This window comes from Paenibacillus sp. Y660, from assembly GCF_057221575.1.
The window spans coordinates 1-22,963 of record NZ_JBXBBJ010000013.1 but is presented as its reverse complement, the minus strand read 5'-3'; the positions used below and the strand labels follow the sequence as shown (position 1 = coordinate 22,963).

The window sequence follows — 22,963 nt, the reverse complement described above, 5'->3', positions numbered from 1 at the left end:
TAGTGTACTAGACCGCTGCGAAAAGAACAATTGCATTAAAGCGCTCAAATAAAGCTTGGTTTATCGAGCTGACGCGTATAGCGAAATGCGTTAAAGCCCATTCTACTATTAAAATTGCAGCAGGAAGGATGTGATGATCAATGAAGAAAAAAGATTATCGAATCGCAGAGCTGAACAGTCAAAATGATGCGCTGGATGCTATTCGCAAGCTGGAGCAGCAATTGTCTGAATCATACGGCTCGGATGTCGCGCTTATCGCTTATGCCGCAGACAATGAAGAGGACAAAGGTTAATAGGATTTAAAGGAAAGGCATGCTCTAAGTGTGAAGACGAAAAGGGAGCATGCCTTTATTTATTATGCTTGTGCAATTTTTCGTGCGTAAAAATCCGGCCAGTACTCTTCTTCTATCGATGGGCAGCCCCTGCTCGTATCCCGCACGTAGAGCCCTTGCAGCAGGGCTATTCAAGTATTATTTTACGAAAATGTTCGCCCGGCATCTCGCCTATGGATTATTGTTTAGTATAGACCGCCCCTTTTAAGTAACAACTTTTGAGCTGATTCTTAACCGCATCCCCTACCCCATGTTTTGGTTTACTCGTTCCAATATGTTACAGTAAGGTTCAAGCGCAGCCGTCTATCCAATATCCTGCGGTAGAAGGTCGTTCCGCCAGGACAGCATCTCAATCTCATTCCAAAACACAGAGGAGGTCGTTTAGTTATGGCAAGCCAAACAGGAGCCATCGTACAGCAATCCTTAAATGCTTTAATGGGAGACAGCACTTTTTTACCGAATTTGCAGGAGCAGGCACGGGAGCAAGCTTTTCTCTCACTTGCCGCCATTCTATCTACACCTAACAAAGTACATAAAGCCTTTTTGCGTATAACGGTCGACAACGGCAACGTCGTGCGAATTCCGGCCTATCGGATTCAGCATAACGATACACTCGGACCCTATAAGGGCGGTATAAGGTTCCACGAATCGGTAAGCGAAGACGAAGTAACGAATCTGGCAGCGCTAATGACGCTCAAAAACGCTCTGCATGAGGTTCCTTTCGGCGGAGGCAAGGGTGGCGTCGTCATTAACCCCCGCACCTATACTGCGAAAGAGCTCTATCTCATTTGCAAAAAATATGTTCAATACTTCAGCGATGTGCTTGGACCGGACAAGGATATACCAGCTCCTGATATGGGCACCGGCGAGCGCGAGATGGACTGGATGATGGCTGAGTACAAAAGCATTCATCCCGGTCAGCCTTACCTCGGCAGCTTTACCGGCAAAAGCGTCATCAACGGCGGCTCGCTCGGCCGAAGAGAAGCAACCGGCAAGGGCGTCTATTTCACATTCCGCTATATGCTGCATGATTTCCTTAAGGAGCAAAGAAGCTGGCTTGCTGGGAGCATGAACCCGTTCGTGCAAACCGCGCTTGCCCATGCGGAAAGGCCGCTCTCGATCGCGGTGCAAGGCTTCGGCAACGTTGGCTCTGTCACTGCGATGGAAGCTTACAAATGCTCATATTTGCATAATAAAGTAGTCGCTGTAAGCGATCGAAACGTAACGCTCTACAACCCAGATGGACTTTCGGTTCCAGCCTTGCTTGAGTATGCCGCGCAGCATCAAGGGGATTTGCCTGCAACCGAGGCCGCATTAGTTGAGCTTGACTTAAAGGCGCAAATTCTCGGCCGCGAGGAAGTGCTCTATTTGGACGTTGATGTGCTCATTCTTGCAGCACTGGAGGAGCAAATTCATAAAGATAATGTCGAGCGAGTAAAGGCGCCAATCATTGTTGAAGGCGCGAATGCGCCAGTCACCGGTGACGCGGATGAGGTGCTGACGGCTAGAGGAACGATTATTATACCGGATATTTTGGCTAACGCCGGCGGTGTAATTGTCTCTTACTTTGAATGGCTGCAGGGACGGGAAACGCAGTTTTTCAGCGAAGAACAGGTCTATAAGATGCTCTATGATAAAATGCAAAAAACGTTAAACGGCATCCTGCCAGCCTTCTTCGGCGATCCGCTCCCGCTTCGTCAAAATTGCTACAACCACGCCGTCATGAAGCTCTCCACGGTGCTATACCGCCAGGGCAAGCTTTATTAATTAACGCCAGCCGATCAAAAAAAGGGCAATCCCACAGCAGCGAAGAACTGCTTGAAGGATTGCCCTTATCTTTACCTTTTATATATCCACTCTACTCCTGCACGTAACGATTAATGACCTCAACGAGCAAATCATTCAGCAGCTTCACCTCATATTCACCGACCGCCGGCTCTAGATGATCGCCGCCGATGCCGCTATCGTCAGTCAAAAATAAATAGGTGCCGCCAGTCGCTGAAGCCATGAATCGCATCAAATATTCGGTTTCCACGCTTACGCCGCTCGAAGCGACCGGAATAATCCGTATCCCCTGCTCCGCCGCGTCCTCCGTAAGCTTCTGCATCTCGTCAATAATTTGCCCATCATCATGCGGCGGCGCATCGAGCACAAGGAACAGCAAGCGCGCCCGCGCCTCCTTGCTCCACTCATGCTCATGAAGGGCATCCTCTAGCGCTTGATCGACTGCCTCCGGGAAGTCGCCGCCACCCTCTGCCTTTTGCTTGCTGAATTGATCAGTCACTTTATTAATGTCCGTCGTAAAAGGATACGGCTTTACAATATAATCGTCATGCTTATCTCTATAAAAGTTTGCGCTGATGCGAATGCCGAGCTGATTCGCATGCTCATCCGATACGCGCCTCACAACATCCTTAAGCTCTGCCTCCAAATAGTTCAGCTCATCCTCCATGGAACCGGTCGTGTCAACCACAAACATGATGTCTACCTGTTCCGACAGCTGATCAGCCTTGCCCAAGTCGACTTTGATGCTGCCCTGCTCCGGAATTTCCAGCTGCTGCGTCGTTTTGCTTTCCTGGCCCGACTTCACTTTTACCGTATACCCGCCTAAATTAGCGGTGTCCCTCTCAAAAAGCCCCGCATAGACGAAGGCTCTGCCCTCTGTATTCGTGCGTGCTTTCCAGATCGCCTGCTTGCCGGCGAGCAGCTCCACACTCGCATCCGATACCGCTTTGCCATTTGCCGTTACGACAACCTCCAGCCGATCAAAATTCCAGAACTGCCAAGCTCGCTTGCTGCTGTCCCCCTCCTGAGAATTAAGCAAGTTGCCGAACCGCTCCCAAGCCGCAAGATCATCCCATTCGCCAGCTGTCAATTGCCCCGCCTGCACGTCTTTGTCCGGATTTTGGTGAATCCGCTTGCCGCCCTCCTTCTCTCTTACCGGCTCCTCGCCAATTGCTCGATTATCGGTGCCCGCGTTGGTTTTTGATTTAGGCGACTCGTCGCTGGAGGATTCTCCACGATCCGATGTATCTCTGTTGCCGCTGCTCAATGAATCGTTCGAAGAGGATGAGCAAGCGCCGAGCATAAGCATCATTACAAGCATGACCGCGACACCCCAGCTAAAGCCCCTTCTTTGTCTAATTGATTTCCTGAGAAAATGACCCACCTTCATTCCTTCAGCCCCTTATGTTTGTATTTCCTAATCTGACGAATAATGGTTGTGGAATGTTGCATAAATAGGCCAGTAACATTACAATCGTTAACAGACATGCATCGAGCGCGAATATTGACTGCATTAAGCTTTATACAGGAGGACTTCACCTTTGGAAACATTCGAACTGATCGCATTTGAATTGACCTATCAGCAGGAGACGATACAGCTATCCTTCACTTCCGCCGAGCTTGTCAGAGTTACCGAATATGGCGATCGCCTCTGGTACGTTGACATAAACGGCGTAGGCGACCGGGAGCTGCTCGCGAGGTTTGGCAGAAACGAGGATATTGGCATCGAGCTGACAGCTGTCGCAAGCAGCGGTCAAACCTTTCAGGGAAAAGGGTACTTCCATCCCAACGAGCCGCATCAAGCGGCAGCCGTCCGCGGCGATGGCGAGCTGCTTGAGCGATAGTTTGCCGCAAACCAAAAAGCACCGTTAAATCTCAATCGAGACTTAACGGTGCTTTTTCGTATTTATTATTATTTGCCGTGAGCGATCTCAGGTGTCGTAAGGCGATCGTAGAACTCAACGCCCTTGTCTTTGTCTTCGGAATCGCGAAGCGCCATCGCGGATCGAGGATGCTCATCCAAGATGCCCGTAATCATGTACGGGATGATGTAGCCCCACTCTTCCTTCTCGCGAAGCGGAACCATATATTTCTCGATCATGTCGAGTACAGGACGGATGTTGTATTTCGTATTTTGAAGCTCAGCTACAAGCAGCTCCGTGTTGCAGTTGCCGGCTGCGCGGCCCATGCCGTAAACGGAAGCATCAAGAAGCTCAACGCCTCTTTCTGCTGCGAGCAGGGTGTTGGCGAAAGCAAGCTGAAGGTTGTTATGCGCATGAACGCCAAGACGCTTGTTAGGCAGATGCTGACGGAACTTGTCAACGAGGTAGCTCATATCGTTTGGCTTCAAGCTGCCGTAGGAGTCAACCACGTATACGACATCAACAACGCTAGCATTGATTAGCTCAAATGCTTCAACGAGTTGGTTTTCCATCACGTTCGAGAGAGCCATAATGTTCAGTGTCGTTTCGTAGCCGCGATCATGGAATACTTGAACAAGCTCCAGCGCTTTGTCTACATCCTGAATGTAGCAAGCTACGCGAATCAGATCAAGCAAGCTTTCGCTGCGCGGCAAAATATCGTTTTCATCAACGCGGCCGATATCAACAAGTGCAGAAAGCTTTGTATTTCCTTTGTTCGGAATCACTTTTTTCAAGAAATCATCGTTCAGGAAGCGCCAAGGGCCTGCGCTATCCGCACCTTTAAGCAGCTTTGGCGAGTTTTTGTAGCCGATTTCCATATAATCGACGCCGGCTTCATTCAAGCTTTCGTACAAATGTTGAACGAACTCGACACTAAAATCCCAATTATTTACGAGTCCGCCATCGCGGATTGTGCAGTCAACAATTTTACAGTGGCTCGTTTTAGATTGCATGCTTAGATACTCCTTTAATGTGAACATGAGTTCATTTTTTCTCATCATACTTGAAAAGGAACCGGAACGCAAAATAATTTTGTCGTTTTATGGCTGTTTTAAAAGCTTTTCCGCTTCTGCCCGCAGGCCTTCGCGAAACTGTTTTATAGACGCTAATTCCGCTTGTTCTCCGTCTTTCACCGCGATTACTTGATCGCCCGATTCAGCGAGCACATCCAAGAACTGCGCAACTAGGCGTCCCGTCACGGAATCCGGTGCTTCCGCTGCCGTTTTTTTATAGCTCGCCTTCACTTCATCAAGCAGTTTAAAGGTGTCAGTATCATGAATTGGCGTATTGACCAGACCGTTTATATACATGGACATATATTTGTTCACATATTCATTCTGAACGGCTTCCCGCTCTGGCGAGTCCTTGTACTTCGTAACGAATGCTTCAGCGAGCAGCGCCCTTGCAGCCAGCTCATCCCATGTGATAATCAGCCCGCCATCCTTGGCCGCAGCTTTATCGGATTCTTCTGCCATCAACCGGGTGTATGCATTCATCTGCTCCGACACCGATTTCCCATAATGAGCCTGCACACTGTAATCGACGACGGGATAAATAGATCCTTCCACCATCTCAAGCTTATAGCCGCCTTTGTATGCATGCTGTACGAGCGCACGCACCGCCTCATCTTTAATCGCTAAAGCAGTATCCTCCGTTATAGGCCAAGCTTCCTTCAGCAGAACCTCTTGTTTATTCGATGTGAAAAAAGAATTCGTTAGGTATTAGACGATACGCAAGCTTAAAATGTTCTCGACAAAAAAAGCCGCTCCCTCGCTTATTGCGCAAGAAACGGCTTCTCTTCATTTATGATTATCAGTATTTATTTCACAAGCGAACGCTTCTCTTGTTCAAAATGACCCGATCGACTCTTTTTCGTTTGAATATATTTTTCGTTATAGACCGAGGAATTGCCCCATAGCGGTACTCTTCCAGCCACGTTCATGCCTGATTTGCGCAGCGCATCCACTTTGCGCGGATTATTCGTAATGATCGACACCGGCAAGACGCGCAGCAGCTTGAGCACAGCGATCGCATCCGTGTAATCACGCGAATCGTCCGCAAAGCCCAGCTCTGTATTGGCGTCAACCGTGTCGAGACCATCCTCCTGCAGCAAATAAGCAATCGCTTTGCTGAACAAGCCGATTCCACGGCCCTCATGATTCGCTAAGTAAAATAAAGCCCCAGACCCGTGATCGGTTATCATGCGCATCGATTGCTTCAGTTGAAAGCCGCAATCACATCTTGCGCTTCCGAAAATATCGCCCGTATGGCAGATGCTGTGCATCCGAATGAGCGCATCCTCGTTATTTTCAAAATCGCCGTATACGAGAACGCTCGACTGCTGAAGCTCCGCATAGGAGAAGCGATTCAAATCCTCGACAAGCTCCTCCGGTGACTTTTCCTCGCCAGCTTCCTTGCGCAGCCAGCTATACCAATGGAACTTCTTCGTTTCTCCGTCCAGTTCAAGCGGCAGATTAACCGGTCCAATGACATAAATGTCGTCGTTTCCGCTTTGCGTTCGTTTTAATTTATCTTTAATAATAGCTGCAATATTAGGTTTGATCATATTCGTTCACCTTCTCATATAGTATATACGATTAAAATTGCATCGATAAGTAGCTCAGTGTGCCGAACTCATAGCTTCGATAAATGACTTTCGGCGCCGTTTCCACATTGCCGCTTCCAAGCGCTATATATAATGGAACAAAATGCTCTGCGCTAGGTACTGCTATTTTAGCATGCGGGGCAAGCTGTTCATACTGAAATAGAGAATTTATATCATAATTTTTCATTTTTTCTATAAGCCACTCGTCAAATTCAACTGCCCAGCTCTCGGGCTCCTTCTGTCCCCAATTCACCGCCCTCAAATTATGAACAGTTACGCCGCTGCCAATCAGCAAAATATTTTGAGCGCTTAAGCTGCGCAGCGCTTCGCCAATTCGGTATTGCTCCTCGGCGGAGCGATAGGGATTAACGGAAACCTGAACGATTGGAATGTCCGCCTTCGGAAACATATGCTTCAGCATCGTCCACGAGCCATGATCCAGTCCACGCTCTGTATCATATGCACACTGAATGCTGCTTTCGCTAAGCAGATGGCCAACAAGGGCAGCTACCTTAGTGGAGCCTTTAGCAGGGTATTTAACCTGGTACAGCTCATCCGGAAAGCCGTAAAAGTCGTAAATCGTTTCGTATTCATCATCCTTGGATGAGATCGTAACCGCCTCGGTCTCCCAGTGCGCGGTGAAAATAACGATGGCGTCAGGTGCAAGGCCCGCTCCAGTTTGTTTTAAAAACTGACTATATTTATTTTGCTCGACAGCGAGCATCGGTGATCCATGTGCTAGAAATAACGGATTCAATAGGGTAGTGCCTCCTTGAATATTCAGTTACTATTTGTAACTAATTATAGTTTTATAACTATAGATAGTCAAGTAATTAACTTTATTCAGGTGTGCTTGTATAAATAAGATATTAAGGTTATACTTATTGGAAGTAAAAGAGGTGATATGCATGGAACAATCTAACCTTTGTCCCCGTTTCCAGAATGGAATGGACATCATTAGCAAACGTTGGACCGGCCTAATCATATTTCAGCTTTTGTCAGGCCCGCAGCGTTTCTGCGCCGTTCAGTCCGCTCTGCCGATCAGCGGCAGGCTGCTGTCGGAGAGATTCAAGGATTTAGAGAATGAAGGAATTGTCGACAGGCATGTCTATCCTGAAATTCCTGTTCGCATAGAATATTCATTAACGGAGAAAGGCCGTGCACTCGAGCCCATTATCCGTGAAATACAAGTGTGGTCACAGGATTGGATAGAACTGATTACAGAAGCCTGATCCGTTTGAATGGAACAAAGGGAATATCCCGCAAGCGGCCGTTGCTGCTTACAGGATATTCCCTTTGTTTATCCTTACATTCGATGTTCTTTACCCGCCATCCGATTCGCTACGATAAGCACATCCATATGGCGTCCTGCCTGCAGCAGCTCGCGAACGATATTGCCTCGGAGGATCGAGTACCAAGCTCTACGGTCTGACTGCCCAATGATAAGCTGCGTTGCCTTCGCGCGGCTCGCAGCTGTGAGCAGCGTGCCTGCAATATGCTTCCTGCTCTCCGCCTTGGACATTTCGAACACGCCGCCCAGCCGTTCAGTCAGCTTCATTAAAGCATCCCGTTTGTTTATAGCCCCGCTCGTCCAAGGAGCTCCGTGTTCTACATAATGAACATGCCACTGTGCTTTCAAGCGATAGGCGATACGGAAGCCGCGGCGGATGAGCCGCTCCGCATCAGCATGAATATCGACGCCTACGAATATAACCTCTCTTCTGCGTAAAGCGCCGCGCAGCGTTTGATTGCGGTCCCAAGACTCGAGCCGCTCGTCGACATCATCAGCCAGCTCACGCAGCGCAAGCTCGCGCAGTGCGATTAAATTACCGGTCGTAAAAAACGCGCCAAGCGCTTGCTCGACTTTATCCTTCGCATAGATTTTGCCCTCGCGCATACGCTGCTGCAGCATTTGCGGCGTGACATCGATCAGCTCTACCTGATCAGCCAGCCGAATAATTGCATCCGGCACCGTCTCTCTCACCCTGACGCCGGTTACCTGCTCAATCGCATCGTTCAAGCTTTCAATATGCTGCACATTCATCGTCGACACGACGGATATGCCCTTCTCAAGCAAATGAATAACATCCTCATAGCGCTTCTTTCGCAAACTGCCCGGCACATTCGTGTGAGCCAGCTCATCAACCAAGACGACATCCGGATTTCTGCAAATAATCGCTTCTACATCCATCTCCTCAAGCTTTGTCTCGCGGTAATGAATCATTTGGCGCTCGATAACCGGCAGCTCGGCAATCTGCACGGCTGTCTCCTCGCGTCCATGCGTCTCCACCATGCCAACGACGACATCCACTCCTTTGCGCAGCAAAATGTTCGCCTCAGCCAGCATGCGATAGGTTTTTCCAACGCCAGGCGCAGCCCCGATATAGAGGGTAAAATGTCCCCTGCGCATCGACTCCATTTGCTCCTCGCGCTCTTGCTGACTGAACCTATGGAACAATGCTTTCCGCGAATCGCTCCTTTGCTTGACCGGCAAAATCCGCTCGCCTTCATGCTCTGCGCGATCTGCCATTAGAAACAAATCGATCTGCCTAAGCTTGCGCAGCATGCTGTCTACAATCGAGCCCTGCCACAGCTGCTGCCATCTGCTCTGCTTGGAATGTCCCATTACGATGCGCGTAACCTGATGCTCCTCCGCATACTTGACAAGGGCGGACGGCAAGCGCCGCCGGCTATGCAGCGGCTGCTCCTCGAAGCTTCCGCCTACCTTAGCCGTCAGCTTTTTTATAGAAGCTCTAAAAGCTCGCTCCTCCTTGGACCACTTCTTTTGCGGATGGATAAAGGAGACGACAATGATATCCCCGTTGAGCCTTCTCGCAATTTGCTGTCCTCTGCGTACATACAAAGAGCCATTCCAATGATACTGGGCCGTAACCAGAATGCGCTCAGAGGCGCCGGAGGGACCTGTAAGTCCAAGCTCCTCGCGATGCTTCTCAAGCGATTCATTAACCCCCTCTGCGACGAGGCGCAGCGCCAGCTCTCGCAGCACGGCCAAATTTCCGCGCAGCGATATTGCCGGATCAGGCTGCAAGCCGAGCTCCCCCTCCTCAAACCGCGCAAGCATCGTTTCGGGAGAGACGTCGATCAGCCTAACCTCATCGGCGAGTTCGAGCGTATGGGCAGGCACGGTGCACGGCGTGCGAATGCCGGTCCATTTTAAAGCAATCTCATCGACACCCTCCAGCTCGTACACGTTGATCGTCGTAATGACGCTTATGCCCTTGCTGAGAAGATGCAGCACATCCTCCAGCCGTGTCTTGAACGGCGCGCCTTCGCGGTTGCGGTGAGCGAGTCCGTCAACAAGAACCACCTCGGCATTCCGCTCAAGCAGCGCGTCCAGATCCAGATCCTCCTGCTCCGCTCCATCCTTGGACCAATGGATACTTTGCACCCGCTCGAACGATTCCGCCTGCTCAAGCGTTTCCGCACGCAGAAGCGTTGCCGCGCAGAGAACCACATCGATCCCGTCCTGCTTCAGTTGACATCCTTCACGCAGCATATGGTACGTTTTGCCCGAGCCGCTCACTGCGCCTATTAATATTTTCAATCTTCCCTGATGCAGCTTTGCTATGGAGAGCAGCAGCTCCTCAGGCGTCTTCCTCTTTAGCGGAGCCATACGGCTATCCCCCCAGCAATGCAGACAATGCTAAATTCAGCTTCAGCACATTTACCCTTTCATCACCGAACACGACTAAGTCGCGGCCTTCCGTATTCGCTTTGACCAGCTGCTCAAGCTCGGAAATGGACACAGCTGTTAGCTTGCTGATTCTGTCGATCTGTACAACAGCGGATTGCGGCGTGATGTGCGGATCAAGCCCGGAGCCTGAGTTTGTAACGAGCGCAATCGGCAGGTCGCTAATCGGCACATCGGGATTTTGCGTCTTCCAAGCCTCGATTGAGGCTTTCATTCTCTCAAGCAAAGCTGGATTCGATGGACCAAAGTTGTTCGAGCCGGAGCTCGCCGCATTATTGTCAATGCTCGATACCCGTCCTTGGAACCATTTAGGATCAGTGAAATTTTGACCGATCAGCTCAGAGCCTACCACTTGCCCGGAGCTGTCCTCAATAAGGCTGCCGTTTGCTTGCTTCGGGAACAGCAGCTGGGCTGCTCCCGTACTGACCAGCGGATAAATAATACCGCAAAGAATCATAAACAATACGCTTATTCGTAAAGGTACCAAAAAGGTTGATAACTGAAAACGCGAACTGCTTTTTATTTGATCATTCATATTCGTATTCCTTCTTTCATTATTTCGTATTAAATCCACAAATGCACAGCAAAGTCGATAAGCTTAATTCCGATGAACGGGACGATGACGCCGCCTAGTCCATAAATGAATACGTTGCGGCTAAGCAGTCTAGCACCGCTCATCGGCTTGTAGGCTACACCTCTAATAGCAAGAGGGATAAGCAGCGGGATAATGATGGCGTTAAAAATAAGAGCTGACAGGATCGCAGAGAGCGGAGAACCCAAATTCATAATATTGAGCACGCCCATCTCCGGAATCGCGAGCATAAACATCGCTGGAATGATCGCAAAATATTTGGCAACGTCATTCGCGATACTAAACGTTGTTAGAGCGCCTCTCGTCATTAGCAATTGCTTGCCGATGGCAACAACCTCGATGATTTTGGAGGGATCGGAATCCAGATCTACCATATTGGCTGCTTCCTTCGCGGCAATCGTTCCGCTGTTCATCGCTAGGCCAACGTCCGCTTGCGCAAGCGCAGGCGCATCGTTTGTGCCGTCGCCCGTCATCGCAACCATCTTGCCGTCCGCTTGCTCGCGCTTGATAACGGCAATTTTGTCCTCCGGCTTGCTCTCGGCAATAAAATCATCCACTCCCGCTTCTCGGGCAATGGTAGCAGCCGTTAGCGGATTGTCGCCCGTACACATAATTGTTTTGATGCCCATCTCGCGAAGCTGCTCGAATCTCTCTTTCATCCCCGGCTTCACGGTGTCCTTCAAATAAATAACGCCAAATATTTGGCTGTCAACCGCTACCGCGAGAGGCGTTCCGCCTAATGTTGCGATCGTATTCGAAATATGCTCCAGATCGGAAGGAATACTGCCCCCTTGTGCCGTTACCCATTTGCGAACAGCATCGACAGACCCTTTGCGAACGTGGCGTCCATCCGTCAAATCGATGCCGCTCATCCGCGTTTCTGCTTTAAACTCTACAAACTCGCCGCCTTCGGCAAGCGATGCGTCATAGCTCACGCCCTGCTTCTTCATCCATTCGAGCACGGATCTGCCCTCTGGCGTTTCATCCTTTAGCGAGCTGATCGCTGCCCATTCCGAAAGCGTCTGAATATTGCTGCCTGTGACGGGAACAAGCTCGCTTGCCATCCGGTTGCCGAATGTAATCGTACCTGTCTTATCCAAAATCATCGTATTAATATCGCCTGCTGCCTCAACGGCTTTACCTGACATCGCCAGCACGTTGAACTGGGTAACCCGGTCCATGCCCGCGATCCCAATCGCGGATAACAAGCCGCCAATTGTCGTCGGAATGAGACAAACAAGCAACGCGATTAGTACAGGTATTTCTAATTGAATATCCAAATATTTAGCGATAGGCTGCAAGGTTACGACGACGATTAAAAAGATGATCGTCAAGCTCGTCAGCAGCGTATTCAGAGCGATTTCGTTTGGCGTTTTTTGACGTTTTGCCCCTTCAACTAGTGCAATCATCCGGTCGATAAATGACTCGCCCGGCTCGCTCGTCATCCGCACCTTTATCCGGTCGCTGACTACCCGTGTTCCACCCGTTACAGAGCTGAAATCGCCGCCCGCTTCTTTAATAACAGGAGCCGATTCTCCCGTTATGGCCGATTCATCTACCGAAGCCAAGCCTTCAATGACCTCTCCGTCGCCGGGAATCATCTCGCCTTGGGAGACGATAACGATGTCTCCCTTGCGCAGCTCCGTCGAGGAGATGACCTTTACAGAGTCGCCGACCAGCTTGTTCGAGCTCATTTCCTGCTTGGATTTCTTAAGTGAATTCGCTTGAGCCTTGCCCCTGCCCTCCGCAATTGCCTCGGCAAAATTGGCGAACAGCAGCGTAAACAGCAAAATGAAAAATACCGTTACATTAAAGCCGATTCGCTCCTCCGAATCAAAGTAAGCGGGGAACAACGCCATCAGCAGCACGATAAATGTACCTGCCTCAACGACAAACATAACCGGGTTTTTCATCATAAGAGCTGGATTTAATTTGATAAAGCTATCAAGCACAGCGCGCTTAACCGCAGCTGCGGGCAGCAGCTTCTTCTTCTGGTTACTATTCATTATCATTCACCTCATCCGTTAGCGGAGTGTCAAATATTCTGCGACCGGCCCAAGCACGATGACCGGCAAAAAGGTTAGCGCACCGATTAAAAGCACAGTGCCGATTAATAATCCGGTAAATAGTCCATTATCCGTGCGGAATGTGCCAATCGTCTCCGGCACAGGCTGCTTGCGTACGAGCGAACCCGCAACTGCCAGCATCGCGATTATTGAAATATAGCGGCCCATCAGCATGACAAGCCCTGTGCTAATATTCCAAAATGGCGTGTTGTCGCCTAGTCCCTCAAACCCGGAGCCATTGTTCGCTGCCGAGGATGTAAATTCATACAGCACTTGACTTATGCCATGGAAGCCCGGATTTGTGATGGCTCCTTTGCCTAGATCCGTCATAAAGGCGATTGCTGTTGGCACTAGTATAATGAAAGGATGGGTAAGAATAGCGACCGCAATAAGCTTCATTTCTCGCGGCTCTATTTTTCGACCCAGAAATTCCGGCGTTCGTCCGACCATTAGCCCGCATATGAACACGGCGAGTATCGCATACATAAGCATGTTGATAAGTCCGACACCCTTGCCGCCAAAAACGACATTCAGCATCATCTCGCCAAGCGGCACCAAGCCGCCGAGCGGCGTAAGCGTATCATGCATATTGTTAACGGTACCGGTCGTCGCTGCCGCTGTCACCGTTGTGAACAATGCGGATTGCGCGATGCCGAACCGTACTTCCTTGCCTTCCATGCTGCCTTGCGAAGCATCGATTCCAAGCGCGCTTATCGCTGGATTGCCTGTTTTCTCCGACGTGTAGGCTACGCTCAGGAACACGAGGAACAGACACATCATCGCTGTGAACACAACCCAGCCTTGCTTTTTGTTTTTGGCGAATAGGCCGAAGGTGTAAGGCAGTGCAGCGGGCAGCGCCCACATCGATAAAATCTGGATGACGTTCGTCAGCGGATTCGGATTCTCAAAGGGATGCGCCGAGTTGGCGCCAAAAAATCCGCCGCCGTTCGTTCCCAAATGCTTAATCGACTCCAGCGAAGCGACAGGACCAATCGCAATTTGCTGCATCGCGCCCTCTAGCGTTTTGACGGTCAATGTCGGATCAAGCGTTTGCGGCACTTGAAGGGCAACGAGCACAAGCGTGATGACAAAAGCAACCGGAAGAAAAATTCGCGTATGCGCTTTGACAAAGTCCTCGAAAAAGTTGCCGATCGCTTGCCCTTGGCTCGTAATGCCGCGGACGAATGCGATCGCAACCGAGAAGCCCGTAGCCGCTGACGTAAACATCATCATGATGACCGCCATTTGCGAGAAATAGGATAAGGCGCTTTCCCCGTTGTAATGCTGCAGGTTCGTATTCGTTATAAAGCTGATGACCGTATTAAACGTAAGCGTCGGCTCCATGCTCCCCATCCCGTTCGGATTAAACGGAAGCGCGTTTTGCAAACGCAGAATCAAATAGCTGAAAGCTACCAATATGATATTGGTTGCGATAAAGCTAAGGGCGTACATTTTCCAGCTCATGTCCTCTCGCCGCTTTAAACCTATGATTTTATAGATAAGCCGCTCAGAGCCTCCGAACACCTTGTCTAAGCGATTATGCTCATTCGAGAATACGTGATAGACGTAGGTTCCTAATGGCTTAACTAGCAATAACAGAATCGCAATGACGATCAGCAATTGAAAAATATCCATCGTAGATGATCCTCCTCCATTAAAACTTTTCCGGATGAATTAAGGCATAGATGAGATAAACGAAAACAAATAAAGCCATAACCATCACGATAATCATTCGCTTCCGCCTCCCGTTTGGTCGATTACGCTGCCGCACCAAGTCAAAAATCCGTAAAATAAACCAAAGCAGGCCAGCAAAGCGATGATCATATAAACATCCTGCATATTGAATTCCCTCCTGCATTATTTGTGACTTAAAAGAAAACCGACTTCACCGGTTTGCGAGTATACGATATGGTCCGCACCGAGCCCCTTGTAAACGGCCCGCGGATTCCACTGCTGCGTGATCACGTAGATCGGCTTGGTCGTCCAAGTCCGGCAGCAATGGACAAAGCGGCAGCTTAGTGCAAAGCTGCTCTCGAATATGAAAACATCTTGAATCGGATAATGCGGCGGCTGCCAGCTTTGGCGATCATTTGTATTGATATAATGCACGCCTATGATCCCTTGCTTGCGGAGCTGCTTCTCCTCCTGCTTGCTATTTGTCAGGACGATAAATTTCATTTGATGAAACATTAAAGTTCGAATAAATGATTTGCCGGATTCGTTGTATCCAGCTACGATAATATGCTCTTCCAACAACTTGCTTATCCTCCATTTGGTAAAAAAGGCAACAAAAAGAAGCCTTGGGATAAGAGGAACCAATCCCGCGGCTTCTTATGCCCGCAGCTAAAATAAGCCGCGGGAAGCGCGATGGCTGTTGCCTCTCTCGAGTACACTTACGAGGTTAGCTGTCGGATTCGGGCCTTGAGAGTTGCCCTACGCCTGGCTGCTGCCAAGCGATTCACCCCATGAAGCAAAGAGCGTACATACACGCCTTTTCTTCGTTGGTTCCCCCGTTCCTGCTGCTGCAGGATTCAGCAAATTAAAACCATTTCAAGCAGCTGCTCTGTTTTTGGGCAGCAAAAAACCACAGAGGCTTATGACACTCTGTGGTCGACATTAATCGATCACAAGCTTCATCATTCCTCTCTAATCCACGCTTACGAGGTTAGCTGTCGGATTCGGGCGGTGAGAGTCGCCCTACTTTGACCAGTATCCATGGCACCAGTCAAAGATTCACCCCTGCTCTACGGCCGTTCGACTCTCACATCGAACATGCGCAAAGCTCATTTATTGGTTCCCCCGTTTTCCGCATTCACGGAAACTCAGCGATCAGCAAATCGAAACTTATTAGTAAATCCTGTATCGAATCTTACTCCTCGCTATCGCCACTGTAAAGAGAGCCCGCTGGCGAATTTAGCTAATTTCAGACCCCCAGAACGTTTCGCAGCGCTTACATAGAATTCGATCTCGATATATCTCACTATTTCTACGTTTTACTCCTATTTTCGAAAATAATGATATGCACCCACAAGCCACTTTTCAGCGGAAATAATCAGATTTTTCTAAAGAGGAGAATAGAAGAGAATAAACGAGTTATCCAGCGAATTATGCTTTTTTTATAAAGATATTGATAGTTTTTCTTGTAAAATGGCTAAAGGATGCCATATCCCGAAATACAACTGTTTTACAATGATCGCATTCGGGTTTACTATAGACGGCATGCCTGATTATGGCAGTTAACCTCGAAAGCGAACTGGAGGAGAGATTACGAATGATCACGCAATCAGAAGCCATTCATGAAACAATTCCAGTGAATCTAGTAGAGCAGCTGTGGGAACTCCCGTGCTATCCAAGCCTGTTTCGATGATAAAGGACGTGCGAGTTTTTTATTTATTTGCAGCCGCAGCCTTGAGCTTGACGGATTCTCGTTCATCTTGTTCAACCGGTAAATCCGAATGGGATGAGACTGTTTTATTCAAACAAGCAATCTCGTACATATCATTGTTTTAATTCGAAAGATTTACAGATAAGCAATTAGGGATTATAATGAAGAGTACACTATTAACGCTGAATTTTTCGAATGAAAAAGCGGGGGAACCAACGCTAACGTTTTCTAACGTTTTGCAAGGGGTGAATCCAGGGATTTGTAACCCTGGTAGGGCATTCTCTCTAGCCCGAATCCGACAGCTAACCTCGTAAGCGAACAAAGGAGAGATTTTTTCATGTTGACCAATTGTGCAAATCATTTGCACCTTTTCACGGAACAGACCCCTTCTTTATCCGTCACACGAATCGAGCTATTCGTCATCCCTGCTCTCGCAGTCGATTCTGCAGGCCACCGCATTTGTCTCCGTTTAACAAGTGATCAAGGATTCGGCTGGAGCGAGCTGTTTGCGAGCGACACCGAAGATTCGATTGACTTGGAACGATGGAGCGATCTGCTCCAAAGCTTTATCGGCAGCGTCTCTCTTCCGCCTCTACACCATTTTCAATACGACAAAACGGATGAGGACGGACGTATTCTCGACCTATTCGCCTCTGCAGTCAATCATGTCCTGGCACAATCCGCCGATTCGTCTCCGTACAACAGCGATCTTGAAGAATCTGTTTTGCGTCAACGTTCTGTCTCCTATGTTTCTTTGGATTGACTGATTTCATGACCAAAAATAGACAGTCCAGAACAAGCACTAGGTTCTGGACTGTTTATTTTTCAGGCTCTATATCCGGGATCCCTCCAACTTCTGCAATACCCAATCCAGCAGAATCTGACTTCCCTTCTGCGATCCAAGTGAACCATTAACGATTAAATCCGCGTACCAGCGTGTCGGCTCTACATACCGATCATGGGTATGTCTCACCAAATCCAAATATTCGCTTATCGCTTCATCCATGGAGTGACGCTCATTCGAAAATTTCCCTAATCGTCTTGCGAGCCTTTCATCGGACTGGCAATCCACAAACACTTTATAATCAAGACATTCTCTTAGCTGCGAAAAATGGAACAGCAAAAAACCTTCAATAATGATTACGTCATCCTTATCGGACAAAGATTCATTGAAATCCTCTAATACCTAATCCAGATCAACAGCAGCCGGATCGTTAAAATCTTCATAAGCTTTGCCAGAAAATGAAGCAACCGTTATCGGCCTTTCCTTCTTATAATACTTGTCCATATGTATGACTTTTACTTTAAAATGGCTAAGGCCGTGGGCAAGAAATTTACTCAATGTGGTTTTCCCGCTGCCAGACCCGCCAGCAATGCCAATTGCAATCGTAGAGCGCATGACGACCCTCTCCAAGCATTTCGAATTTACTCCTATTTTAATACAAGATGGATGGATTGTCCTCTTACGTGCAAGCAAGAAGACCGATCTACAAGGCAGATTGTGAGAACTCATTTTTTAATCGATTTATAAGATCCGAAAGTTGAGTTAGATAGTCAGGAGATGTAACAGCAACTGTAGTAAAGTAAAAGTGTCGTTTTTCAAGCTCTTGATTCTCAGGGCTCCACTCTGTTAAAAACTCCTCTGATTTTAAGATTTCTTCAGTCAATACACGTTCTCTCCAAAGCAACAATTGAATCTCATTAAAGATATAAGAATACCCTGTTTCTGAATCATGATCTCTAACATATTGGGTTTCCTTATCTATTTCTTTTACCAGCTCATCAGCCTTAGTTCTAAAAACATCAATCCCATTATAAAGACAGACAATTTCGGGTACATCATATCGATTGCCAATCTCAATAAAATTAACTTTGTTATCTGAATCATACCCGAACTTTGTAATTAACTGTTCAAAATAGCTAGGGTTATATGGATTATCTGAGCTGCGATAATTAGCGTAATCCTTAAAAGTTTCTTGTACTTCTCGTTCACTCATTCCCAGCTTAAATGGGCCTATTCCAACCTTTGGCGTTATTATTATAGGTTCCATTATGCATCCTCCATTCCGAATTAAATTAAACAGCTTTGATTATTATAATCTCTCTAGTATCTAATTTAAAAATCACTAATGAGGCTTATAGATTAAATAGTAGCAAAATAAAAAGACCTTCCCTCTCGCAGTCTACGCTGCGTAGGGAAAGTCCTATTGATTTTGCTCGCTCTATCTGACTAACCAACCGCCATCTACAGCAAGAATATGGCCATTCATATAATCAGAGGCTGCGGATGCCAAAAATACCGCCGGCCCGATCAAATCCTCAGACGTTCCCCACCGTCCTGCTGGTATCCGTTGCAGAATTTGGGCGCTGCGAATAGGATCTTCGCGAAGTGCTTCCGTATTGTCCGTGCTCATATACCCTGGAGCAATCGCATTAACCTGCAGGCCTTTGCCAGCCCATTCGCTAGCCAGCGCTTTCGTAAGACCGGCAACCGCATGCTTGCTGGATGTATAGCCGGGAACGTTAATGCCTCCTTGAAAGGAGAGCATTGATGCAATATTAATGATTTTGCCGGAGCCCTGCTCGATCATATGCTTGCCCGCAAGCTGGGAAAGGACAAAGACAGAATTGAGGTTCACGTCGAGCACATCCTGCCAATCCTCATAGCTATGCTCAGCAGCAGGAGTCCGGCGAATAATGCCAGCGTTGTTGACCAAAATATCGATGCGTCCCAGCTCATCAACCGTGCGTTCGATAATGCCCGCAAGCTTGCTGCGATCTGAAATATCGGCTTGAATCGTAATCGCTTTCCGCCCCAGCGCCCGCACGGCGTCCGCTGCTTTAACAGCCGGCGTGCTGTTCGTGACAAGCGCCACATCGGCGCCTGCTTCAGCTAGTCCAAGCGCAATTGCTGCGCCAAGTCCACGGCCAGCGCCTGTTACGACCGCTGTTTTCCCCGTTAAATCAAACAAACCCATCGGTTATGTCCTCCCTCTCGTACGCTTCCCGCTTTCTGGAAGCTCTGCCTTCAACATTTGTATGTGAAGCGCCTCATATTTCGCCGCAACTTCGGACGTAATCCCGTCATCAGTAATGATAAAATCAATTTCGCTTAATTCGGCAAACGTAATTAACGCGCCTTTGTCGAACTTATTATGATCTGCCAGACAATAGACGGTTTTGGCGTTCTCCAAATACAGCCTCTTCAGCTTCGCTAATTCCTCTGTAAAGATCGTAAGCCCGTATTCCAAATGAATGCCCGTGGTGGATAGAAACAGCTTATGGACATTCAGCCGCTTGATCCACTCCTGCGATTCCGCGCCAATGAGCAGATTATTGTGACGGTAACCGCCGGGAACTACGAGCCTTACCTGATCCTTCAGCGTTAGCTCGCGAATAATGAGCAGATCATTCGTAAGCACGGTTACAGGCATATTCGGAAGCCGCTTCGCCATCTCTAGCGTCGTGCTGCCCGCATCAAGCGCTATAATGTCGTTAGGCTCAATGCAGGAAAGCGCAAGCGCGGCTATAGCGGACTTCTCCTGTTGATGTTTGCTGTTCGGGAACTGCAAAGGATAAAGGCTATCCTCGCCCTCCTGCTCCAGCACTGCTCCGCCGTGCGTACGTTTGAGCAGCCCCTTCTCCTCCAGCTTCTCCAAGTCCTCGCGAACCGTCTTTTCTGTAACGCCGAACTGCTCGCTTAGCTCTGAAACCTTAACCGCGCCAAGTTGCTCTAATTTTTCTATAATTTTACGATGCCGTTCAGCTGCCAGCATAGCGCACCCCCTGTAGCGAATGTTTCTATTTTAGCTCGCTTGCAGGTACGGCGTCCATGTCTGTAAATGTATAGTTCTCGCCCGCCATCGACCAGCAGAACGTATAGTTGCTTGTGCCAACGCCGGAGTGGATCGACCAAGGCGGCGAGATAATCGCTTGCTCGCTTGCTACAACAAGATGTCTCGTCTGCGAAGGCTCGCCCATCATATGGAATACTCGAGCGTCAGCATTCATATCAAAATACAAGTAGGCTTCCATGCGGCGGTCATGAACATGCGAAGGCATCGTATTCCAGACGCTTCCAGTTTTGAGGCTGGTTACGCCAAGCATAAGCTGGCAGCTTTGAATGCCGTCTGCATGAATGTACTTGTAAAGAATACGTTCATTGGAAGTCTCTTGTGAGCCAAGATGAGTCGGGTTCGCTTCCTCCATCGTCATCTTGCGGGTCGCAATTTCTGCATGCGCAAGCGCGGAACAGAAGTAAAGCTTCGCAGGGTTCGCTTTGTCGACGCTTGAGAGCAGCACTTCGCGTTTCCCTTTACCTACATAAAGCACATCAAGCTTGTTCAGCTCGTATACCTCTCCATCCACGGATATCGAAGCCGGCCCGCCAATATTCAAGAAGCCGATCTCGCGGCGCTCCAAGAAATATTCGGTTTTCAGCGTTGCCGCATCCTCCAGCTCAAGCGCTTCGTTCACCGGCAGCGCTCCGCCTACAATCATCCGGTCATAATGTGAATAGGTCATTTTAAGTTGATCCTTCTCGAACAGGCTCTCGATCAAAAACTCGCTGCGCAGACGTTCCGTATCATATTGCTTCACATCAGTAGGATTAGTAGTATGGCGTATTTCCATTGGATAAAAGCCTCCTAAAAGTTTTTATAGCGCAAAGCTTGCATCGCAAGCCAGCGCTTATGGTTTGTTATTGTTCGTTTTTATAATATCACACATTTACGAACATAAAAAGAACATTTTAAACAAACCTTCAAGGCTCTATCCCATCATTCTGCTAGATAAATGCACAAAAAAACCTCTGATCGCATCATTTGCGAAGAGGCCTTATTGGATTCTATTTAATTAAGCTTCCAGCGTCGATAGGCATAAAGAGACACAATCATAAACATTCCGTATACCAACGTCGTAATGAATAGGTTCTTAGATTCCGTCACTAGCGCATCGCCAATCATTGTGAACAGCAGCATCGCTGGAATTTTGCCAATCGACGAGGCAGCAGCGTCAGCTTGCCAATGCTTTGATAACGGTGCAGCACCTTCATGCCCCACTCCTGATAGCCATATCGGATAGGTGCACTCCCGAGTAATAGATAACTCTAGCGTACCATTAATGAGCGTATATCCATCAAAATAGTTGTGTCGAATTAAAGAAAGCAGCATTCAGCTCTTGTTGAGCGACTGACCGTAAACGATGTGAAAATGAAGATGCTTCGAATCCTGATATTTTCCAAGATTCGTTATAACTCTGCATGCGCCATGCTCGGATACGACTTGGGACGCTACTTTTTTGACGATATCCATCATCTCCAGAAGAAGATCGTTATCATGATCCTCTAAAGTCACCAATGATGAAATATGTTTTTTCGGTATCGTTACAATGTGCACGGGATAGAATGGACGGGTGTGGTGGTAGGCAAGCACATGCTCCGTCTCCATTACCTTCTCTACAACAGTTCGACCGCTTAACACTTCTTCGCAATAAAAATCTTCAGACATATACGTGCACCCTTTCGTTAAAAGATATCTTTTTGCAGGTTTTCCACCTGAAGCAGCTCGTTAGCAGCGCACTCGCTAACGCAGATATCGGACCGACCGTTTCATCCGTCGTCTCCATTTGCAGCACATAGCCAAACGGCACCGCGCTTTGCGCACCGCAATACCCAAGCGCTGCGCATAACGGCAGCCACAAAACGGCCCCATATGGAAAAATTTCATGCCGGCGAAGCCGACCACAATAATGAGGAAACCGGTGGCGATGCCCGCCGTTCTCATATGGGCAATCGGCCGCTGTCTCCATCCGCGCCTTTGTCCAGCCATTAATGCGCCAGCAACGCTGCCTGCGCCTACTGCGCCAATGAGCAATCCGAACCTCTAAGCGCAATAAAATCCAGCCAGTTCGCAAAGTCGGACAGCAGCTGCCCGATAAACAGCTGGCGAAAATGTCTTGCCCGCAGCGGACTTCAAATTGGATCATTCGTTTGTTGTTGCTTCATCTTGATAACCTCCGGTATGCGATCCAGAGAAAGTATGGTTCTGAGTGTCTTGTGACCATATAGCATACAAGGTATAAACAACCTCTTTGGGAAGGTTTGTGAAGATCACCAATATTAGTTTACTAATATCTGCTTGATCATAAACACTAACTAGATTTATACTCATAATGTCCTCCATATTTGCTAAAGATTAGATTACATTGTTTTATTTATTTCTATGTACAAGATGGGCGAAGAAACTAGGCAGTATGTCTTAAGATTGAGTCACCCTGAGATGCAGGCTAGAGATTATGGAACAGAAATAAATGCGGTCAAACACCCTTATTGTGGACACTGCACCTCTTATTCGATGTCGATCGTAAAATTGCTTTAATTTGCTGCCATTTACTCTAAAATGAACGTTTCGAACTTGATCAGACTTTAACTTTTTTCGGCATCACCATTCCTTGCTTGACTGCCTCCCTATATTCATAAGGGGATAAGTCATAGATGCTGCCATGAATACGGATAAGGTTATAATCCTGAATAAACTGACTCACAATCTCATAAGCCTGTTGATA

Annotated in this window: 25 protein-coding genes and 3 riboswitches; of the genes, 5 read left to right on the top strand and 20 right to left on the bottom strand. The window is 48.2% G+C overall.

The window, feature by feature from the left end:
* The first annotated feature begins 140 nt into the window (after window positions 1–140).
* Window positions 141–293, top strand: a complete 153-nt coding sequence (locus AC2TDN_RS15700; protein WP_482067193.1) for a hypothetical protein — start codon at window positions 141–143, stop codon at window positions 291–293.
* A gap of 426 nt (window positions 294–719) precedes the next feature.
* Complete coding sequence (locus AC2TDN_RS15695) at window positions 720–2,099, top strand: Glu/Leu/Phe/Val family dehydrogenase (RefSeq protein ID WP_482067194.1); 1,380 nt, start codon at window positions 720–722, stop codon at window positions 2,097–2,099.
* Between the two features lie 91 nt (window positions 2,100–2,190).
* Here AC2TDN_RS15695 and AC2TDN_RS15690 read toward each other — a convergent pair whose 3' ends face one another.
* On the bottom strand, window positions 2,191–3,438 hold the full coding sequence (locus AC2TDN_RS15690) for a VWA domain-containing protein (protein ID WP_484688771.1): 1,248 nt from the start codon (window positions 3,436–3,438) through the stop codon (window positions 2,191–2,193).
* 220 nt (window positions 3,439–3,658) lie between these two features.
* On the opposite strand from AC2TDN_RS15690, the gene AC2TDN_RS15685 reads away from it, so the two are divergent.
* The gene (locus AC2TDN_RS15685; RefSeq protein WP_482067196.1) at window positions 3,659–3,961 is read left to right on the top strand and encodes a hypothetical protein; all 303 of its coding nucleotides are present in this window, start codon (window positions 3,659–3,661) and stop codon (window positions 3,959–3,961) included.
* A 68-nt stretch (window positions 3,962–4,029) separates the two neighbouring features.
* Here AC2TDN_RS15685 and AC2TDN_RS15680 read toward each other — a convergent pair whose 3' ends face one another.
* The 4 genes from AC2TDN_RS15680 to AC2TDN_RS15665 all read right to left on the bottom strand — a co-directional run bounded on the left by AC2TDN_RS15680 (window position 4,030) and on the right by AC2TDN_RS15665 (window position 7,401).
* Window positions 4,030–4,992, bottom strand: a complete 963-nt coding sequence (locus tag AC2TDN_RS15680) for an aldolase catalytic domain-containing protein (protein ID WP_482067197.1) — start codon at window positions 4,990–4,992, stop codon at window positions 4,030–4,032.
* Window positions 4,993–5,079: 87 nt separating this feature from the next.
* On the bottom strand, window positions 5,080–5,658 hold the full coding sequence (locus tag AC2TDN_RS15675) for a hypothetical protein (protein ID WP_484688768.1): 579 nt from the start codon (window positions 5,656–5,658) through the stop codon (window positions 5,080–5,082).
* A 200-nt stretch (window positions 5,659–5,858) separates the two neighbouring features.
* Window positions 5,859–6,605 (bottom strand): GTP cyclohydrolase II, encoded by a 747-nt coding sequence (locus AC2TDN_RS15670; RefSeq protein WP_484688766.1) that lies wholly within the window; start codon window positions 6,603–6,605, stop codon window positions 5,859–5,861.
* Window positions 6,606–6,636: 31 nt separating this feature from the next.
* Complete coding sequence (locus AC2TDN_RS15665) at window positions 6,637–7,401, bottom strand: DODA-type extradiol aromatic ring-opening family dioxygenase (RefSeq protein ID WP_484688764.1); 765 nt, start codon at window positions 7,399–7,401, stop codon at window positions 6,637–6,639.
* Window positions 7,402–7,552: 151 nt separating this feature from the next.
* On the opposite strand from AC2TDN_RS15665, the gene AC2TDN_RS15660 reads away from it, so the two are divergent.
* Window positions 7,553–7,876 carry a winged helix-turn-helix transcriptional regulator gene (locus AC2TDN_RS15660; RefSeq protein ID WP_482067201.1) on the top strand — a complete coding sequence of 108 codons (324 nt, stop codon included), beginning with the start codon at window positions 7,553–7,555 and terminating at the stop codon, window positions 7,874–7,876.
* A 74-nt stretch (window positions 7,877–7,950) separates the two neighbouring features.
* On the opposite strand, the gene AC2TDN_RS15655 is transcribed toward AC2TDN_RS15660, so the two are convergent.
* The 6 genes from AC2TDN_RS15655 to AC2TDN_RS15630 form a co-directional block, all read right to left on the bottom strand.
* Window positions 7,951–10,278, bottom strand: coding sequence for a histidine kinase (locus AC2TDN_RS15655; RefSeq protein ID WP_484688761.1), 2,328 nt, complete (start codon window positions 10,276–10,278; stop codon window positions 7,951–7,953).
* A 4-nt stretch (window positions 10,279–10,282) separates the two neighbouring features.
* Window positions 10,283–10,891, bottom strand: a complete 609-nt coding sequence (kdpC, locus tag AC2TDN_RS15650) for a potassium-transporting ATPase subunit KdpC (protein WP_484688760.1) — start codon at window positions 10,889–10,891, stop codon at window positions 10,283–10,285.
* 29 nt (window positions 10,892–10,920) lie between these two features.
* Entirely contained in the window at window positions 10,921–12,954 is a 2,034-nt protein-coding gene (gene kdpB, locus AC2TDN_RS15645; RefSeq protein WP_484688758.1) for a potassium-transporting ATPase subunit KdpB, read from the bottom strand.
* Between the two features lie 18 nt (window positions 12,955–12,972).
* Window positions 12,973–14,649 (bottom strand): potassium-transporting ATPase subunit KdpA, encoded by a 1,677-nt coding sequence (gene kdpA, locus AC2TDN_RS15640; RefSeq protein WP_484688756.1) that lies wholly within the window; start codon window positions 14,647–14,649, stop codon window positions 12,973–12,975.
* A 19-nt stretch (window positions 14,650–14,668) separates the two neighbouring features.
* The gene (kdpF, locus tag AC2TDN_RS15635; protein WP_484688921.1) at window positions 14,669–14,728 is read right to left on the bottom strand and encodes a K(+)-transporting ATPase subunit F; all 60 of its coding nucleotides are present in this window, start codon (window positions 14,726–14,728) and stop codon (window positions 14,669–14,671) included.
* A 143-nt stretch (window positions 14,729–14,871) separates the two neighbouring features.
* Window positions 14,872–15,270, bottom strand: a complete 399-nt coding sequence (locus AC2TDN_RS15630; RefSeq protein ID WP_484688753.1) for an NAD-binding protein — start codon at window positions 15,268–15,270, stop codon at window positions 14,872–14,874.
* A gap of 119 nt (window positions 15,271–15,389) precedes the next feature.
* Window positions 15,390–15,561, bottom strand: a riboswitch (cyclic di-AMP (ydaO/yuaA leader).
* A 92-nt stretch (window positions 15,562–15,653) separates the two neighbouring features.
* A riboswitch (cyclic di-AMP (ydaO/yuaA leader) is annotated at window positions 15,654–15,852 on the bottom strand.
* A gap of 717 nt (window positions 15,853–16,569) precedes the next feature.
* A riboswitch (cyclic di-AMP (ydaO/yuaA leader) is annotated at window positions 16,570–16,731 on the top strand.
* 5 nt (window positions 16,732–16,736) lie between these two features.
* Here AC2TDN_RS15630 and AC2TDN_RS15625 point away from each other — a divergent pair.
* Complete coding sequence (locus AC2TDN_RS15625; protein ID WP_482067208.1) at window positions 16,737–17,162, top strand: hypothetical protein; 426 nt, start codon at window positions 16,737–16,739, stop codon at window positions 17,160–17,162.
* A 69-nt stretch (window positions 17,163–17,231) separates the two neighbouring features.
* Here the strand turns inward: AC2TDN_RS15625 and AC2TDN_RS15620 are convergent, their stop codons facing one another.
* From AC2TDN_RS15620 to AC2TDN_RS15580, 9 genes are all read right to left on the bottom strand, one after another.
* Window positions 17,232–17,561, bottom strand: a complete 330-nt coding sequence (locus AC2TDN_RS15620; protein WP_484688750.1) for a uridine kinase family protein — start codon at window positions 17,559–17,561, stop codon at window positions 17,232–17,234.
* Window positions 17,562–17,585: 24 nt separating this feature from the next.
* A complete protein-coding gene (locus AC2TDN_RS15615) occupies window positions 17,586–17,912 on the bottom strand; it encodes a P-loop NTPase fold protein (RefSeq protein WP_484688748.1) in 327 nt (108 codons plus the stop codon).
* Window positions 17,887–18,450 carry a hypothetical protein gene (locus AC2TDN_RS15610; RefSeq protein ID WP_484688745.1) on the bottom strand — a complete coding sequence of 188 codons (564 nt, stop codon included), beginning with the start codon at window positions 18,448–18,450 and terminating at the stop codon, window positions 17,887–17,889. The genes AC2TDN_RS15615 and AC2TDN_RS15610 overlap by 26 nt, the downstream gene beginning before the upstream one ends.
* Before the next feature lie 171 nt (window positions 18,451–18,621).
* The gene (gene kduD / locus AC2TDN_RS15605; protein WP_484688742.1) at window positions 18,622–19,377 is read right to left on the bottom strand and encodes a 2-dehydro-3-deoxy-D-gluconate 5-dehydrogenase KduD; all 756 of its coding nucleotides are present in this window, start codon (window positions 19,375–19,377) and stop codon (window positions 18,622–18,624) included.
* A 3-nt stretch (window positions 19,378–19,380) separates the two neighbouring features.
* Window positions 19,381–20,175 (bottom strand): DeoR/GlpR family DNA-binding transcription regulator, encoded by a 795-nt coding sequence (locus tag AC2TDN_RS15600; RefSeq protein ID WP_482067212.1) that lies wholly within the window; start codon window positions 20,173–20,175, stop codon window positions 19,381–19,383.
* A 25-nt stretch (window positions 20,176–20,200) separates the two neighbouring features.
* Window positions 20,201–21,031 (bottom strand): 5-dehydro-4-deoxy-D-glucuronate isomerase, encoded by an 831-nt coding sequence (kduI, locus tag AC2TDN_RS15595; protein WP_482067213.1) that lies wholly within the window; start codon window positions 21,029–21,031, stop codon window positions 20,201–20,203.
* Window positions 21,032–21,249: 218 nt separating this feature from the next.
* Entirely contained in the window at window positions 21,250–21,570 is a 321-nt protein-coding gene (locus AC2TDN_RS15590) for a hypothetical protein (protein ID WP_482067214.1), read from the bottom strand.
* A complete protein-coding gene (locus tag AC2TDN_RS15585; protein WP_482067215.1) occupies window positions 21,571–21,906 on the bottom strand; it encodes an HIT domain-containing protein in 336 nt (111 codons plus the stop codon). It abuts the gene before it with no gap.
* Window positions 21,899–22,384 (bottom strand): hypothetical protein, encoded by a 486-nt coding sequence (locus tag AC2TDN_RS15580; protein ID WP_484688734.1) that lies wholly within the window; start codon window positions 22,382–22,384, stop codon window positions 21,899–21,901. Before AC2TDN_RS15580 ends, AC2TDN_RS15585 begins: the two co-directional genes overlap by 8 nt.
* Window positions 22,385–22,963 lie beyond the last annotated feature (579 nt).